The sequence below is a fragment of the Streptomyces sp. SS8 genome, from assembly GCF_054072955.1.
In genome coordinates, this window is the sequence record NZ_JBSVCZ010000005.1 from 69,414 (window position 1) to 85,147 (window position 15,734).

The 15,734-nt window shown below is 71.3% G+C and carries 12 protein-coding genes and 1 tRNA gene; 8 read left to right on the plus strand and 5 right to left on the minus strand.

Annotation, left to right across the window (positions count from 1 at the left end):
* Window positions 1–107: 107 nt before the first annotated feature.
* Window positions 108–1,541 (plus strand): pyruvate kinase, encoded by a 1,434-nt coding sequence (gene pyk, locus ACW69E_RS06860; RefSeq protein WP_457497288.1) that lies wholly within the window; start codon window positions 108–110, stop codon window positions 1,539–1,541.
* Window positions 1,542–1,636: 95 nt separating this feature from the next.
* On the opposite strand, the gene ACW69E_RS06865 is transcribed toward pyk, so the two are convergent.
* Both ACW69E_RS06865 and ACW69E_RS06870 read right to left on the minus strand, forming a co-directional pair.
* Window positions 1,637–1,867 (minus strand): hypothetical protein, encoded by a 231-nt coding sequence (locus ACW69E_RS06865; RefSeq protein WP_457497289.1) that lies wholly within the window; start codon window positions 1,865–1,867, stop codon window positions 1,637–1,639.
* Window positions 1,868–2,158: 291 nt separating this feature from the next.
* Window positions 2,159–2,233: transfer RNA gene (locus ACW69E_RS06870), tRNA-Leu, on the minus strand.
* Between the two features lie 123 nt (window positions 2,234–2,356).
* On the opposite strand from ACW69E_RS06870, the gene ACW69E_RS06875 reads away from it, so the two are divergent.
* From ACW69E_RS06875 to ACW69E_RS06900, 6 genes are all read left to right on the plus strand, one after another.
* Window positions 2,357–3,010 carry an ANTAR domain-containing response regulator gene (locus ACW69E_RS06875; protein WP_457497424.1) on the plus strand — a complete coding sequence of 218 codons (654 nt, stop codon included), beginning with the start codon at window positions 2,357–2,359 and terminating at the stop codon, window positions 3,008–3,010.
* A 414-nt stretch (window positions 3,011–3,424) separates the two neighbouring features.
* Window positions 3,425–4,585: a branched-chain amino acid ABC transporter substrate-binding protein gene (locus ACW69E_RS06880; protein WP_457497290.1), complete on the plus strand. Its 1,161-nt coding sequence runs from the start codon at window positions 3,425–3,427 to the stop codon at window positions 4,583–4,585.
* A 176-nt stretch (window positions 4,586–4,761) separates the two neighbouring features.
* Window positions 4,762–5,685 carry a branched-chain amino acid ABC transporter permease gene (locus ACW69E_RS06885; RefSeq protein WP_093655306.1) on the plus strand — a complete coding sequence of 308 codons (924 nt, stop codon included), beginning with the start codon at window positions 4,762–4,764 and terminating at the stop codon, window positions 5,683–5,685.
* Window positions 5,682–7,082 carry a branched-chain amino acid ABC transporter permease gene (locus tag ACW69E_RS06890; protein WP_457497291.1) on the plus strand — a complete coding sequence of 467 codons (1,401 nt, stop codon included), beginning with the start codon at window positions 5,682–5,684 and terminating at the stop codon, window positions 7,080–7,082. Before ACW69E_RS06885 ends, ACW69E_RS06890 begins: the two co-directional genes overlap by 4 nt.
* Complete coding sequence (locus ACW69E_RS06895) at window positions 7,079–8,068, plus strand: ABC transporter ATP-binding protein (protein WP_457497292.1); 990 nt, start codon at window positions 7,079–7,081, stop codon at window positions 8,066–8,068. The genes ACW69E_RS06890 and ACW69E_RS06895 overlap by 4 nt, the downstream gene beginning before the upstream one ends.
* On the plus strand, window positions 8,065–8,829 hold the full coding sequence (locus ACW69E_RS06900) for an ABC transporter ATP-binding protein (protein ID WP_457497293.1): 765 nt from the start codon (window positions 8,065–8,067) through the stop codon (window positions 8,827–8,829). The genes ACW69E_RS06895 and ACW69E_RS06900 overlap by 4 nt, the downstream gene beginning before the upstream one ends.
* A gap of 75 nt (window positions 8,830–8,904) precedes the next feature.
* Here ACW69E_RS06900 and ACW69E_RS06905 read toward each other — a convergent pair whose 3' ends face one another.
* The 3 genes from ACW69E_RS06905 to ACW69E_RS06915 form a co-directional block, all read right to left on the minus strand.
* Entirely contained in the window at window positions 8,905–9,795 is an 891-nt protein-coding gene (locus tag ACW69E_RS06905; protein WP_457497294.1) for a trypsin-like serine protease, read from the minus strand.
* Between the two features lie 111 nt (window positions 9,796–9,906).
* Complete coding sequence (locus ACW69E_RS06910; RefSeq protein WP_457497295.1) at window positions 9,907–10,380, minus strand: PaaI family thioesterase; 474 nt, start codon at window positions 10,378–10,380, stop codon at window positions 9,907–9,909.
* Between the two features lie 79 nt (window positions 10,381–10,459).
* Complete coding sequence (locus ACW69E_RS06915) at window positions 10,460–12,760, minus strand: FdhF/YdeP family oxidoreductase (RefSeq protein WP_457497296.1); 2,301 nt, start codon at window positions 12,758–12,760, stop codon at window positions 10,460–10,462.
* Window positions 12,761–12,852: 92 nt separating this feature from the next.
* Here ACW69E_RS06915 and polA point away from each other — a divergent pair, with 92 nt between their 5' ends.
* Window positions 12,853–15,597 (plus strand): DNA polymerase I, encoded by a 2,745-nt coding sequence (gene polA / locus ACW69E_RS06920; RefSeq protein WP_457497297.1) that lies wholly within the window; start codon window positions 12,853–12,855, stop codon window positions 15,595–15,597.
* Window positions 15,598–15,734: the final 137 nt, after the last annotated feature.

Below are 15,734 nucleotides of genomic sequence, written 5' to 3' on the forward strand. Positions count from 1 at the left end.
AAGCTCGCGCCCATTTCACAAGTTGTTAACGGCCCTATATGGAACGGCCGTTGAACAGTTCCCTCCCCACAGTTCCCTACCCGCGGGTAAGTCATAGGCTCGCTGACATGCGCCGCGCGAAAATCGTCTGCACACTGGGCCCCGCCACCGACTCGTACGAGCAGATCAAAGCACTCGTCGAAGCCGGAATGGACATCGCCCGCCTCAACCTCAGCCACGGCGCCCACAGCGAGCACGAGGAGCGCTACCACCGCGTGCGCCGCGCCTCCGAGGAGACCGGCCGCAGCGTCGGCATCCTCGCCGACCTTCAGGGCCCGAAGATCCGGCTCGGACGATTCCGCGAAGGCCCCGTACTTCTCGAACGCGGTGACGAGTTCACCATCACCACCGAGGACGTCGAGGGCGACCGCGAACAGTGCGGCACCACCTACGAAGGACTCGCCGACGACGTCACACCCGGCGAACTCGTCCTCGTCGACGACGGCCGCGTCGCCCTCAGGGTCACCGCCGTCGACGGCCCCCGCATCCGCACCGAGGTCACCGAAGGCGGCATGGTCTCCGACCACAAGGGCCTCAACCTCCCCGGCGTCGCCGTCTCCGTGCCCGCCCTCTCCGACAAGGACATCGACGACCTGCGCTGGGCCCTGCGCACCGGCGTGGACCTCATAGCCCTCTCCTTCGTCCGCAGCGCGCGCGACATCGCCGACGTCCACCGCGTCATGAAGGAGGAGGACCGCCACCTCCCCGTCATCGCCAAGATCGAGAAACCCCAGGCGGTGGAGAACCTCCCCGAGATCGTCGACGCCTTCGACGGCCTCATGGTCGCCCGCGGCGACCTCGGTGTCGAGATGCCTCTGGAAGCCGTCCCCCTGGTACAGAAACGCGCCGTCGCCCTCGCCCGGCGCAACGCCAAACCGGTCATCGTCGCCACCCAGATGCTCGACTCGATGATCGACTCCTCCCGGCCCACCCGCGCCGAGGCCTCCGACGTCGCCAACGCCGTCATGGACGGCACCGACGCCGTGATGCTCTCCGGCGAGACCAGCGTCGGCAACCATCCGGTCGAGACGGTCAGGACCATGGGCCGCATCGTCGCCGCCGCCGAGGAGGACATGCTCTCCCAGGGCCTGCGTCCGCTCGCCGAGAGCGCCAAACCCCGTACCCAGGGCGGCGCCGTGGCCCGCGCCGCGGCCGAGATGGGCGACTTCCTCGGCGCGGAGTTCCTCGTCGCCCTCACCCAGTCCGGCGACACCGCCCGCCGCCTGTCCCGCTACCGCTCACCGATTCCCGTCCTCGCCTTCACCCCCGACCCGGCCACCCGCGCCCAGCTCAGCCTCACCTGGGGCGTGGAGACCTTCCTCGGACCCACCGCGCGCAGCACCGACGAGATGGTGGAGCAGGTCGACGAGCGGCTGCTGGAGACGGGGCGCTGCGCCAGGGGCGACAAGGTGATCGTCACCGCCGGCTCGCCGCCCGGTGTCTCCGGCACCACCAACATGGTCCGCGTCCACCGCATCGGCGACGGGCACCCCGCCCGCTGAACGGGCCCCGTGCGGCCCGACCGGCCGCCCCGAACCGGGAAGCCCCGGCCACCGCCTCGCGCCAGCGGCGGCCGGGGCTTCCCCCGTACCGGCCGTCAGCGCTTCGGCCCGATGTGCGCGTCCATCAGCGCCACGGACGCCCGGCGGGCGACGGAGACGTTGTACGCCCCGGTGGGGCGGCGTACGGCCCGCCACTCGACTCCCAGCCGGTCCAGGGTCTCGCCGTAGACGCGCACGATGTCCCCGGAGGTGTTGATGACGCGCCCCTGCGCCTGTACGAGGCAGGCGCTCCGGTCCGGCAGGACGGCGGTGATCGTCCCGCGCACGCGGTGATCAGCCCGGGCCAGGCGTCAGCACAGGCGATCCGGGGATAGTGGCCGTCGCGCCGGGGGTGCGCGCTGACGCAGCCGTCGCCCAGGTAGAGGCCGAGCGGGTAGGCGTAGGCGGGCCGGTCGGCGGGAAGGGACGGCTCGGATCCGCAGCGGAAGCGGTCCGTCTCCCGGGAGATGCCCGCGAGCGCGTACGAGAGACTGGCCCCAGGGGAGGATCGGAGGGGCATTCCCTCTGATCAGTGAATTTTTCCCGCTTTGCTTGCGACCTTGGAAGTAAAGGTAAAGTGCCCCGGGTCGGATTCGAACCGACACTGTATGGGTTTTGAATCCATTGCCTGCTGCCAATTGGGCTACCGGGGCCATATGAATCGAAGGCTGGGGCCTCCCGACGTAGGTACACCTTACAGGAACTAGGTAGGCTCTTGTGGTCCACCTGGCCGGAAAACGAGGAGCCCAGTGAGCACCGCGGACATCCCCGAGCCCATCAGCACCGACGGCGGCGCCGACAGCACGGCCGGCGCGGCCGGCGAGCGGGCGCATGTGCCTCCGGAGACGACGCGGGTCGTCATCGCGGAGGACGAGGCGCTGATCCGCCTGGACCTCAAGGAGATGCTGGAGGAGGAGGGCTACACCGTCGTCGGCGAGGCCGGGGACGGGCAGCGGGCCGTCGATCTGGCCCGGGAGCACCGGCCGGATCTGGTGATCATGGATGTGAAGATGCCCGTGCTCGACGGGATCTCGGCGGCCGAGAGGATCGCCGAGGAGTCGATCGCCCCGGTGCTGATGCTGACCGCCTTCTCGCAGCGCGAGCTGGTGGAGCGGGCGCGGGACGCGGGTGCGATGGCGTATCTGGTGAAGCCGTTCAGCAAGAGCGATGTGGTGCCCGCCATCGAGATGGCGGTGTCGCGGTTCAACGAGATGAAGGTGCTCAGCCGGGAGGTCGCCGACCTCGCGCAGCGGCTGGAGACGCGGAAGCTGGTGGACCGGGCCAAGGGGGTGCTGCAGACGCAGTACGGGCTGACCGAGCCGGCCGCGTTCCGGTGGATCCAGAAGACCTCGATGGACCGCCGGCTGTCGATGCGGCAGGTGGCCGAGGCCGTGATCCAGGACGCGGAGGAGAAGAAGCAGCAGCGGTGACGCCCGTGCGGGACCGCGCCCGGCGGCCCACCCGGCGGTCCCGCACGGGTGGGCCGCCGGGCGCGGTCCGGTTCCGGCCGGGGGTGTTGGCGGGGGACGGGGGGTTCGGGACCCTCGCGCGGGCAGCGTGAGGTCGCGGGCGGGGGCGGTGGCGGGCATTTGCGGTCCGTGGTACGGGAATTCACGAGTCCGACCCCTGATGATCTTTCCCTTTCTGTCCGTTCTTCGGTAAGGAGTGTTCTGTTTCCGGCGCATGGCGCAGGTCACAGGGAGATCACATCTGCCGCTCTCACCTATCTGGTCTGCTTCTGGGGCAATAGATTCCGGGCCACGCCGCACGTACGTACGTGCGGACCGCGACGCCGGAACGGTACGGCGATCGTCGTGATCTGAGCAGGCTCCAGGGGGTTCCACGTGCTCAACAAGACCATCGTCAAGCTGGCCATTCCCATGGCCGTCGGCGCGCTCGCGCTGACCGGTTGCGGCGGAGGGGACAGCGGCAGCGGCGACGCGTACAAGATCGCCTTCCAGGGCCCTCTCTCCGGCGACAACGTGCAGCTCGGCCAGAACATGGAGAACGGCATCAAGCTGGCGATCGACCAGGCGAACGCCGGGGGCGACCTCGGCTTCGAGGTCGAGTACGTGCCGGTCGACGACCAGGGCCTGCCGGACAAGGCGACGGCGGCCGCGCAGAAGGCGATCGACGACGAGGACGTCGTCGCGGTGATCGGTCCGGCCTTCTCGGGTCCGGCGGACACCGCCGCCGAGGTGTACGGGGCCGCGGGCCTGGTGGCGCTGTCGTCCTCGGCGACGCGCCCGGACCTGACGACCAAGGGTTACGAGACGTTCCTGCGCGCGGTGCCCAACGACAGCGCCCAGGGCGCCGGGATGGCCAAGTACCTGTCGGGCAAGGTCAAGGCCGAGAAGGTCGTGGTGGTCGACGACAAGACCGACTACGGCATAGGCCTGGCGGACGTCGCCGAGAAGGACCTGAAGGCCGCCGGTGTCGAGGTGGTGCGCCAGAGCGTGCCGCAGAAGACCCCGGACTACAGCGCCGCGGCGAAGAACGTCACCAAGAACAAGCCGGACGCGCTGATCTACGCGGGCTACTACCAGGACGCCGGCCCGTTCGCCAAGAAGCTCAAGGAGGCGGGCTTCAACGGTGTGGCGATGTCGGGTGACGGCACCAACGACGCGCAGTTCATCCAGCTGGCGGGCGACGCCTCGGACGGCTGGCTGCTGACCTGCCCGTGCACGGACGCCACCAAGGAGGACGCGACGAAGAAGTTCGCCGCGGACTACGAAAAGGAGTTCAAGCAGGCTCCGGGTACGTACTCGGCCGAGTCGTACGACGCCGCGATGATGATCATCGAGGAGATCAAGAAGCTCCACGAGGACGGCGGTGTCGAGCGCCAGGCGCTGGTGGACGCTCTGCGCGCGGCGAAGTACAAGGGTCTGACGAAGGAGTTCTCCTTCGACGACAAGGGTGAGTTCACCAACCAGACCATCTACCTGTACCAGGTCAAGGGCGAGGGCATCGAGTACCAGGGCAGCGTCGACGAGCTGGCCGGCTGAGCCGGCCGACGCTTCCGGCCGGCCGGCGCGGTGGGTTCGCTCCCGCGCCGGCCGGTGTGACACCCGGCGGACGCCGCCCCCGTGCCGGGCGCCCGCCTCCGTGATCCTCGCGCCGCCCGTTCCCCGAGTGCTGAACGCACGGCCGGGCGGCACATTCCCACAAGGAAGACAGTTCGATGTCCCTCAGTGAGTTCTGGGACTTCCTCGTCCTAGGGGTGGTGCTCGGCAGTCTCTACGCCGTCATCGCCATCGGCTACACGCTGGTGTACGGAGTGCTCCAGCTTCTGAACTTCGCGCACAGCGAGGTCTTCATGTTCGGCGGTTACGGGGGCCTGCTGGCCCTGACCGCCCTGATTCCCGAGTCGACGCCCTCCGGCATGGGCTCGGTCGCCTACGTCCTGATCGGCATGCTGGCGGGTGCCGCGCTGGGCGGTGCGGTGGCCTTCGGTCTGGAACGGGTGGCGTACCGGCCGTTGCGCAGGCATCACGCGCCGCGCCTGGTGTTCCTGATCACCGCGATCGGCGCCTCGTTCTTCCTGTACAACCTGGCGGGCAAGCTGTTCGGCCGCAATCCGCTGCCGATGCCGTCGATGTACGAGAACAAGAAGGTGCTGAGCGTCTTCGGAGCCGAGCTGACGATCACGCAGGTGCTGATCCTGGTGTCGGCGGTGGCGATGATGGTCGGCCTGGACTACGTGGTGAACCGCACGAAGATGGGTTCGGGTATCCGCGCGGTGGCGCAGGACCCGGAGGTCGCGTCGCTGATGGGCGTGGACATCGACAAGGTGGTGTCCCGGACGTTCGTGCTCGGCGGTCTGCTGGGCGGTGCGGCCGGCTTCCTGTTCGGCACCAACAGCCAGGTCTGGTACACGATGGGCTTCCTGCCCGGTATCACGGCCTTCGCGGCGGCGGTGCTGGGCGGTATCGGCAATGTGCGCGGCGCGATGCTGGGCGGCCTGGTGCTGGGTGTGGTGGAGACCATGACGGTGGGCCTGTGGGGTGACGACTGGCGTTACGTCGGGGCCTTCGTGGTGCTGGTGCTGGTGCTGATGGTCCGTCCGACCGGCATTCTCGGCGAGCGTGTGGGGAGGACGGCGTGAGCATCAAGACCTCGACCGCGAAAGGGGCCGGGCAGGACTCGCCGAAGAGCGCCACGGCGCCGCTGTCGGCGGCGGCCCGGCTGCGGAGGGTGCGCTGGTACCAGGAGCCGCGCTGGCGGCGGCTGGGGGCCCTGCTGGCGCTGGCGGTGACGCTCAGGCTGATGACGGGCGAGGAGGGCACCACCCGGGACCTGTTCCTGGCGCTGCGCGAGGACTTCACCGGTGTGGGTCTGTGGGTCTGGCTGGTGATCGCGGTGGCGGTCTGGGCGGTGCGGGAGTTCCTCGCCGACCAGACCTCCCGTGCGGTGAAGGGGACGAGGAAGGTCTCCGCCGGTCCGCTGGAGCGGGTCCGGCAGGTGTGGTCGGCCGACAAGCGGGTCCGTATGGGCGTGCTGACGGCCGTGCTGGCGCTGGTGGTGTTCGGGCCGCTGGGGGTCGAGCGGTACTGGCAGCAGGTGCTGGTGGACCAGATCGCGATCTTCGTGCTGCTGGCGATCGGCCTGAACGTGGTGATCGGCTGGGCGGGTCTGCTGGACCTGGGCTTCATCGCGTTCTTCGCGATCGGCGCGTACAGCGCGGCGTACTGGACGGGTTCGCTGCCGGTCCAGCCTCCGGTGGCGCTGAACAACTTCCTGGTGCTGCCGATCGCGGTGCTGACCTGTCTGGTGGCGGGGGTGATCCTGGGCGCTCCGACGCTGCGGCTGCGGGGCGACTACCTGGCGATCGTGACCCTGGGCTTCCACGAGATCGTCTACCTGGTGGCGAAGAACGCCGACGGGGTGACGGAGGGCGCGCGCGGTGTGAAGGTCGACCGGTTCAGTGTCGACCTGGGCTTCTTCTCCTACGAGTGGAAGCTGGATCCGATGCCGTACTACTGGCTGCTGGTCGGCTTCGTGGTGCTGGCCATCTTCCTGTTCCTGCGGCTGGAGCACTCCAAGGTGGGCCGGGCGTGGACGGCGATCCGCGAGGACGAGGTGGCCGCGGCGGCCACGGGTGTGCCCACGGTGCGCTACAAGCTGATGGCGTTCGCGATCGGTGCGTCGACCTCGGGTGTGGCGGGGGTGGCGTACGCGAGCAAGGTCGGGTACTTCAACCCGGAGAACTTCGCGATCCTGCTGTCGATCCTGGTGCTGGCCTATGTCATCTTCGGCGGCATGGGGTCGATCCCCGGGGTGCTGTTCGGTGCCGCGTTCCTGGTGTGGCTGCCGGAGTACCTGCGCGAGTGGGTGGATCCCAAGGACCGGTACATGTACCTGGGCGCTCTCCTCGTCATCATGATGATCTACCGGCCGCAGGGCGTGCTGCCCTCCCGTCGCCGCAAGCGTGAGCTGCAGATGGCGGAGGCGGGGATCGGCGGAGCCGACGCGACCGGCCCGGCGGAAGGCAGGCAGCCGTGACCACCGAGACGGTGAAGAAGGAGCAGGGGCCGGCGGGCGGTTCGGCCGGCGCCGGTGAGCTGGTGCTGGAGACGTCGGGCGTGACGCTGCGGTTCGGCGGCCTGACCAGTCTGGACAACGTCGAGCTGCGGATGCGGCGCGGTGAGGTGCTGGCGGTCATCGGGCCCAACGGCGCGGGCAAGACGTCGCTGTTCAACTCGCTGACGGGCGCGTACGTGCCGCAGGAGGGGCGGATCGTCTTCCGTCCGCGCAAGGGCGGTGAGCACTCGCTGCTGGGCGCCAAGCCGCATGTGGTCAGCCAGTGGGGTCTGGCGCGCACGTTCCAGAACATCAGGCTGTTCGGGGCGCTGACCGCGCTGGAGAACGTCAAGATCGCGGCGGAGACGCGGCTGAAGGCCGGCCCGGTGTCGATCATGCTGGGGCTGCCGAACGCGCGGAAGGCCGAGCGGGCCAGCGACCGCCGGGCGCACGAGGTGCTGTCGTACGTCGGCCTGCTGGGGAAGATGAACGAGCTGGCGGGGTCGCTGAGCTACGGCGACCAGCGGCGGCTGGAGATCGCGCGGGCGCTGGCGACGGACCCGGAGGTGCTGCTGCTGGACGAGCCGGCGGCGGGCACCAACCCGACGGAGAAGCTGGAGCTGGAGGAGCTGATCCGGCGGATCAACACCGAGCTGGGTGTGAGCGTGCTGCTGATCGAGCACGACATGCGGCTGGTGATGTCGGTGGCGGACCGGGTGATGGTGCTCAACTTCGGCAAGAAGATCGCCGAGGGGTCCCCGTCGCAGGTGCAGCAGGACCCGGCGGTGATCGAGGCGTATCTGGGCGCGGTGGCCGAGGAGGACGAGGCCGCGGTGGCCCAGGTGGTCGCCGAGGACGCCTCCGGCCCGGCCGGGCGGAAGGCCGGCACGCAGGAGGACGCCGGTGCCGGGACCGGGGCCGGGACCGGGGCCGAGGCAGCGCGGCGGGACACCGAGGAGCACGAGTGAGCGTCAGCACGGATCTGAAGAAGGAGCCGCAGGGCGGCGAGCCGGCCGCGCCGGTGGTGCTGGAGCTGCGCGATCTGCGGGTGTTCTACGGCGCCATCGAGGCGCTCAAGGGCGTCAATCTGACGGTCCGCCGCGGGGAGGTGGTCGCGCTGCTCGGCGCCAACGGCGCGGGCAAGACCACCACGCTGCGGACGGCGTCGGGGATGATCGCGCCGCGCGAGGGGCAGGTGCTGCTGCACGGGGAGCGGATCGACGGCATCAAGTCGCACGATCTGGTCCGGTTCGGCATCGGCCATGTTCCCGAGGGGCGCGGGGTGTTCCCGCGGATGACGGTCCGGGAGAACCTCCAGATGGGGGCGTACCGGTTCAAGTCGGTGGACAAGGCCGACATGGACCGGGTGTTCACGCTGTTCCCGCGGCTGGGGGAGCGCAAGAGCCAGCTGGGCGGGACGCTGTCGGGCGGTGAGCAGCAGATGCTCGCGATCGGCCGCGCCCTGATGGGCAAGCCGGAGGTGCTGCTGCTGGACGAGCCGTCGATGGGCCTGGCGCCGCTGATCGTTCAGCAGATCTTCGAGATCGTCAAGGAGATCAACGAGCAGGGCACCACGGTGCTGCTGGTGGAGCAGAACGCCGCGCAGGCGCTCCGGATGGCCGACCGCGGCTATGTGCTGGAGACCGGTGCGGTGGCCATGGAGGGTGAGGCGTCCGGGCTGCTGTCCGACCCGCGGGTGCGGGCGGCCTATCTGGGCGAGGGCGCCTGACGGTCCCCTGAACCGGGTACGGCGGCACCGCCGTTTCCGTCCCCGGTCCGGAGGCGGCCGGGGACGGTGTGCCGGTCAGGGCAGGTCGGTGTAGGGGGAGAGGAAGGCGCGGGCGCCGGGTGCGTCGAGGCGGTAGGCGACGTTCGTGGCGTAGCAGGGGGCGTCGCCGGTGATGGTGGTGCCGACCAGGAGGCGCTCCCCGTCGATCTCGGCGAAGTTGGGACCGCCGGAGTCGCCGTAGCAGGCACCGCCGTTGCCCTGCGGGGCGGTCATGGCCACGCGTATCCACGCCTTGTTGAGGGCGTTGAAGGAGGTGGGGGCCTTCATCCGGACGCCGCCGCCGGGGTGGGTGTGGCCGCCGGGGCCGCGCTGGGCCTCCTGGGTGCCGTAGCCGGCGACGGTGAAGCCGGCGCCGTCCAGTGCCCGGGGGCCCAGGGCGTCGAGCCGTCCGGCGGTGGGCAGGGTGGCCGGGGTGAAGTCCCAGCGTCCGGCCATCCGGTCGGCGGGGACCTCCACGACGGAGATGTCGCGGGTGTCGGTGGCGGGGCCGGGGTACTCCGGGTGGTTGTGCGCGGTGCCCTCGACGGCGACGGCCGCGGCGACGGCGGCCGGGTCGCCGGGGTGCTCCCGCGCGGCCGCGTCGAGGGCGGCCTCCACGTCCTGCTCCAGGGAGACGTGGAAGCGGGCGCCGGCCGGCCAGTCGGTGGTGCAGTGGGCGGCGGTGAGGAAGGTGTCGCGGTCGATCATGGTGCCCGAGCAGAACCAGTCGACGCGGTCGGGGGTGGCGGGGTCCTCGTCGTGATCGTAGGTGACGACCAGCGCCCCGACCTCGGTCCGCTCCGGGGCGGGGGAGGAGTTGTAGGTGCTGATGGCCGCCGCGGGAAGCGCGGCGGCCATGGCCAGAGCGACCGCGGCCGTGGTGGTGGCGGCGGCGCGCTTCCGGGATGTCAGGCGTGTGGCCCGCACGATCGGTGCCCTTTCTGCCCTGGCCGCCCCGGTGGCGGCCCGGACCGGTATCAAAGCGCACCGGCTGTGCTCAGCAGAACCCTGTGACCTGTGGTTTTTCGGTGAGGGTCGTCAGTTGCCGTATGCGCCGACGGGTGCGTCGCGCAGCAGGCAGGTGAGCCGGGCGCTGCACACGCGGCGGTCCCGCTCGTCGGTGACGGTGATCTCGTAGGTGGTGGTGGACCGGCCGCGGTGCACGGGGGTGGCGGTGCCGGTGACGGTGCCGGAGGTCAGCCCGCGGTGGTGGGTGCAGTTGAGGTCCACGCCGACGGCGAGCTTGGTGGGGCCGCCGTGGAGCATGGCGCCGACGGAGCCGAGCGTCTCGGCCAGGACGGCGGAGGCACCGCCGTGCAGCAGACCGTAGGGCTGGGTGTTGCCCTCGACGGGGAGGGTGCCGACGACCTTCTCGGGGGCGGCGTGGGTGATGACCAGTCCCATGCGCTCGCCGAGGCGGCCGGCGGAGAAGAGGGCGGGCAGGTCGATGCCGAGTCCGGCCCACTGGTCGAGGATCTCCTGGGGGAAGACGGTGCTGGTCGGCTCGCCCATGGGCGCGTGGCTCCGATCGTCGTGCCGGGGCCGGCGGGGCACGGCCGTGCGGCGGGTGATGGGTGTGCTCTACACCGTCTTACTTATCAGAGGGGCCGGCGGGCCCGGGGGCGGGGGTGAGGCGGATCACCACGGACTTGCTGGCGGGGGTGTTGCTGGTCTCGGCGGTGGCGTCGAGGGGGACCAGGACGTTGGTCTCGGGGAAGTAGGCGGCCGCGCAGCCGCGGGCGGTGGGGTAGTGGACGACGCGGAAGCCGGGCGCGGTGCGCTCGCGTCCGTCCTCCCACTCGCTGGTGAGGTCGGCGTAGGAGCCGTCCGCCAGGCCGAGCGCGGCGGCGTCGCCGGGGTGGACGAGGACCACGCGGCGGCCCCCCTTGATGCCGCGGTAGCGGTCGTCGAGGCCGTAGACGGTGGTGTTGTACTGGTCGTGGGAGCGCAGGGTCTGCAGCAGCAGGCGGCCGGGCGGCAGGTGCGGCCAGGTCAGCGGCGCGGCGGTGAAGTTGGCCTTTCCGGTGGCGGTGGGGAAGCGGCGCTCGTCGCGCGGGGCGTGGGGCAGGGTGAAGCCGCCGGGGCGGGCGGCGCGGGCGTTGAAGTCGGCGAAGCCGGGGACGGTGCGGGCGATGCGGTCGCGGATCGCGGCGTAGTCGGCCTCGAACTCCTCCCAGGGCACGGGGTGATCGGGGCCCAGGACGCGACGGGCCAGCCGGCAGACGACGGCGGGCTCGGACAGCAGGTGCTCGCTCGCGGGGGCGAGGCGCCCGCGGGAGGCGTGGACGACGCCCATGGAGTCCTCGACGGTGACGAACTGCTCACCCGAGGCCTGTACGTCGCGCTCGGTGCGGCCGAGGACGGGCAGGATCAGGGCGCGGGCGCCGGTGACGCAGTGGGAGCGGTTGAGCTTGGTGGACACGTGCACGGTCAGCCGGGCCCGCCGCATCGCGGCCTCGGTCACCTCGGTGTCGGGGGAGGCGGCGACGAAGTTGCCGCCGAGGGCGAAGAACACCTTCGCCCGCCCGTCGCGCAGGGCGCGGATGGAGTTCACCACGTCCAGGCCGTGCTCGCGCGGCATGGGGACGCCGAACTCCGCCTCCAGCGCGTCCAGCAGGGCGCCGGAGGGCTTCTCGACGATGCCCATGGTGCGATCGCCCTGGACGTTGCTGTGGCCGCGCACCGGGCAGACCCCGGCGCCGGGGCGGCCGACGGCGCCGCGCAGCAGCAGGAGGTTGACGATCTCGCGGATGGTGGGCACGGCGTGCCGGTGCTGGGTCAGGCCCATGGCCCAGCACACCACGGTGCGCTCCGAGGCCAGCACCAGTTCGGCGGCGCGGTCGATGTCGGCGGGGGCGAGCCCGGTGGCGCGCAGTACGTCGGCGGGGTCGGTGGCGCGGGCCGCGGCGGCGAACTCCTGGTAGCCGTGGGTGTGTTCGCGGACGAAGTCCTCGTCCACCCCGCCGTCGGCCTCCAGCACCCGGCGGCACAGCTCGCGGAAGAGGGCCTGGTCGCCGCCGATGCGGATCTGCAGGAACAGGTCGGTCAGCGGGGTGCCGGAGCCGGCCAGGCCGCGCAGGGTCTGGGGGTTGTCGAACCGCTCCAGGCCGGCCTCGGGCAGCGGGTTGACGGTGATGATCCGCGCGCCGCCCCGCTTGGCCCTCTCCAGCGCGGAGAGCATCCTGGGGTGGTTGGTGCCCGGGTTCTGCCCGGCGACGATGATCAGGTCGGCGCGGTGGAGGTCTTCCAGCAGCACGCTGCCCTTGCCGACGCCGAGGGTCTCGGTCAGCGCGGCGCCGGAGGACTCGTGGCACAGGTTGGAGCAGTCGGGCAGGTTGTTGGTGCCCAGGCAGCGGGCCAGGAGCTGGTAGAGGAAGGCGGCCTCGTTGCTCGTACGGCCGGAGGTGTAGAAGACGGCCTCGTCGGGCGAGTCAAGGGCGCGCAGTTCGCCGGCGACGATCTCGAGGGCCTCGTCCCAGCCGATCGGCTCGTAGCGGGCGGAGCCCTCGGCCAGGTACATCGGGTGGGTGAGGCGGCCCTGCTGCCCCAGCCAGTACCCGGAGCGCCCGGCCAGGCCGGACACGGGGTGCTCGGCGAAGAAGGCGGGGGTCACCCGCCGCAGCGTGGCCTCCTCGGCGACGGCCTTGGCGCCGTTCTCGCAGAACTCCGCGGTGTGCCGCCGCTCCGGCTCGGGCCAGGCGCAGCCGGGGCAGTCGAAGCCGTCCTCCTGGTTGACCCTCAGCAGGGTCAGCGCGGTGCGCCGCACCCCCATCTGCTCACCGGCCATGCGCAGGGAGCGGGCGACGGCCGGCAGCCCGGCGGCGCTCCGGCGCGGGGCGCCGACCCGGGGTGCGTCCTGGACGGGATCGGTGGCGGGCGGCCTGCGTCTCATGGCCGCAGATCCTGCCACGCTCCACCGGGACGCGACAGTGGCTCCAGGACGGTCCGTGATCCGGTGTCGGTGGTGCGTGGCAGGATCGGGGCGTGGCCAACAAAGCATCGAAAGCGACCGCAGCGAACTCCTCCGAATCGCGTGCGCCCCAGGACAGGCGCCTGCTCCTGCTGGACGGGCACTCCCTCGCCTACCGGGCGTTCTTCGCGTTGCCCGAGGAGAACTTCTCCACCACCACCGGGCAGCCGACGAACGCGATCTACGGCTTCGCCTCGATGCTGGCGAACACGCTGCGCGACGAGGACCCCACCCATCTGGCGGTCGCCTTCGACGTGTCGCGCACGACCTGGCGCACGAAGGAGTTCGCCGACTACAAGGCGAACCGCTCCAAGTCCCCGGACGGCTTCAAGGGACAGGTGGAGCTGATCGGCGAACTGCTGGACGCGATGGGCATCCGGCGGTTCGCGGTGGACGGCTTCGAGGCGGACGACATCATCGCCACCCTGGCCACGCAGGCGGTGGCCGAGGGCTTCCACGTCTCGATCGTCACCGGCGACCGCGACTCCTTCCAGCTGGTCAACGACGCGACGACGGTGCTGTACCCCACGCGGGGAGTGTCGGAGCTGACCCGCTTCACCCCCGGGAAGGTGGAGGAGAAGTACGGCCTGACCCCCGAGCAGTACCCGGACTTCGCGGCCCTGCGCGGCGACCCGTCGGACAACCTGCCCGGCATCCCCGGGGTGGGCGAGAAGACCGCCGCGAAGTGGATCAGGCAGTTCGGCTCCCTCTCCGAGCTGCTGGAGCGGGCCGACGAGGTCAAGGGCAAGGTCGGGGAGAAGCTGCGCGACCACCTCGACAGCGTCCGGCTCAACCGGCGGCTGACGGCGCTGGTGTGCGACGTGGAGCTGCCGGCCGGCCCGGCGGACCTGGCGCGGGCGCCGTACGACCGGGGGGCGCTGGATGTGGTGCTGGACGCGCTGGAGTTCCGCAACACCGGCTTCCGCGACCGGCTGTACGCGGTCGACCCGGGTGCGGCCGGCCAGGAGGCGGCGGCCCCGGCGGACGGAGTGGAGGTCGACGGGGTGGTCGCCGGCGCGGGCGAGCTGGCCCCCTGGCTGGCCGAGCACGCCGCCCCGGGCACCGGTCCGCTGGGCGTGGCCACCGTCGACAGCTGGAAGCTGGGCTCGGGGAGCGTCGGCGAGGTCGCCCTGGCGACCGGGCAGGGCCCGGCGGTGTGGTTCGACCCCGCCCAGCTGGACGAGGCCGACGAGCGGGCGTTCGCGGAGTGGATCGCCGACGGGGAGCGGTCCAAGGTCATGCATGACGCCAAGGCGGTGATGCGGGTCTTCGCCGAGCACGGCTGGAGCGTCGCCGGCGTCACGATGGACACCGCGCTGGCCGCCTATCTGGTGCAGCCGGGACGCCGCTCGTTCGCCCTGGAGGCGCTGTCGGTGGAGTTCCTGGGCCGGGAGCCGGCCCGGCCCGCCGAGAGCAGCGGGCAGCTGGCGCTGGGCGCGGACGAGGAGGCCGAGGCGGACGCGCTGATGGCCCGGGCCCGCACCACCTTGGACCTGGGCGAGGCGCTGGCCGGGCGGCTGACGGAGGTCGGCGCGTCCGGCCTGCTCCAGGACATCGAGCTGCCGACCTCGGGCCTGCTGGCGCGGATGGAGCGGGCGGGCATCGCCGCGGACCGCGAGTGGCTGGGCCGTATGGAGCAGCAGTTCGCCGCGGCCGTCCAGCAGGCGGTGCGCGAGGCGCACACCGCGGTGGGCCACGAGTTCAACCTCGGCTCGCCCAAGCAGCTGCAGGAGGTGCTCTTCGGCGAGCTGGGCCTGCCGAAGACGAAGCGGACCAAGACCGGATACACCACGGACGCCGACGCGCTGACCTGGCTGGCGACGCAGACCGAGCACGAGCTGCCGGTGATCATGCTGCGCTACCGCGAGCAGTCCAAACTGCGCACCACCGTCGAGGGCCTGATCAAGACGATCGCCGCCGACGGACGCATCCACACCACGTTCAACCAGACGGTCGCGGCCACCGGCCGGCTGTCCTCGACCGACCCCAATCTGCAGAACATCCCGGTGCGCACCGACGAGGGCCGGGCCATCCGACGGGGCTTCGTGGTCGGCCAGGGGTACGAGTCGCTGCTGACGGCCGACTACAGCCAGATCGAGCTGCGGGTGATGGCGCACCTGTCGGAGGACGAGGGCCTGATCGAGGCGTTCACCTCCGGCGAGGACCTGCACACCACCGCCGCCTCCCAGGTCTTCGAGGTCCCCAAGGACCGGGTGGACCCGGAGATGCGCCGCAAGATCAAGGCCATGTCGTACGGGCTGGCCTACGGGCTGTCGGCCTTCGGCCTGTCGCAGCAGCTCGGCATCACCGCCGACGAGGCGCGCAGGCTGATGGACGCCTACTTCGAGCGCTTCGGCGGGGTGCGCGACTACCTGCACCGGGTGGTGGAGGACGCCCGGGCCACCGGCTACACCCACACCATCCTGGGCCGCCGCCGCTACCTGCCCGACCTCAACAGCGACAACCGCCAGCGCCGCGAGATGGCCGAGCGGATGGCGCTCAACGCCCCGATCCAGGGCACCGCCGCGGACATCGTGAAGATCGCGATGCTGAAGGTGGACCGGGCGCTGGGCGAGGCGGAGCTGCGCTCGCGCATGCTGCTCCAGGTGCACGACGAGATCGTGCTGGAGATCGCCCCGGGCGAGCGGGAGGCGGTAGAGGAGCTGGTGCGCCGGGAGATGTCCGGCGCCGTCCACCTGAGGGCGCCGCTGGACGTCTCCGTGGGCTCCGGCGAGAACTGGGAGGACGCCGCCCACTGAGGCGGTCGCGCGGAAGGCCGTGTGCCGCCCGGGGGGCCGGACGGCGGCCCGGACGGCACACGGCGGTGAACATCCGGTGGAACGGCCGTGTGCGTTGCCGCGTCCTCTTCGGGTGTGGTGGATCGGGTGCCGAACTT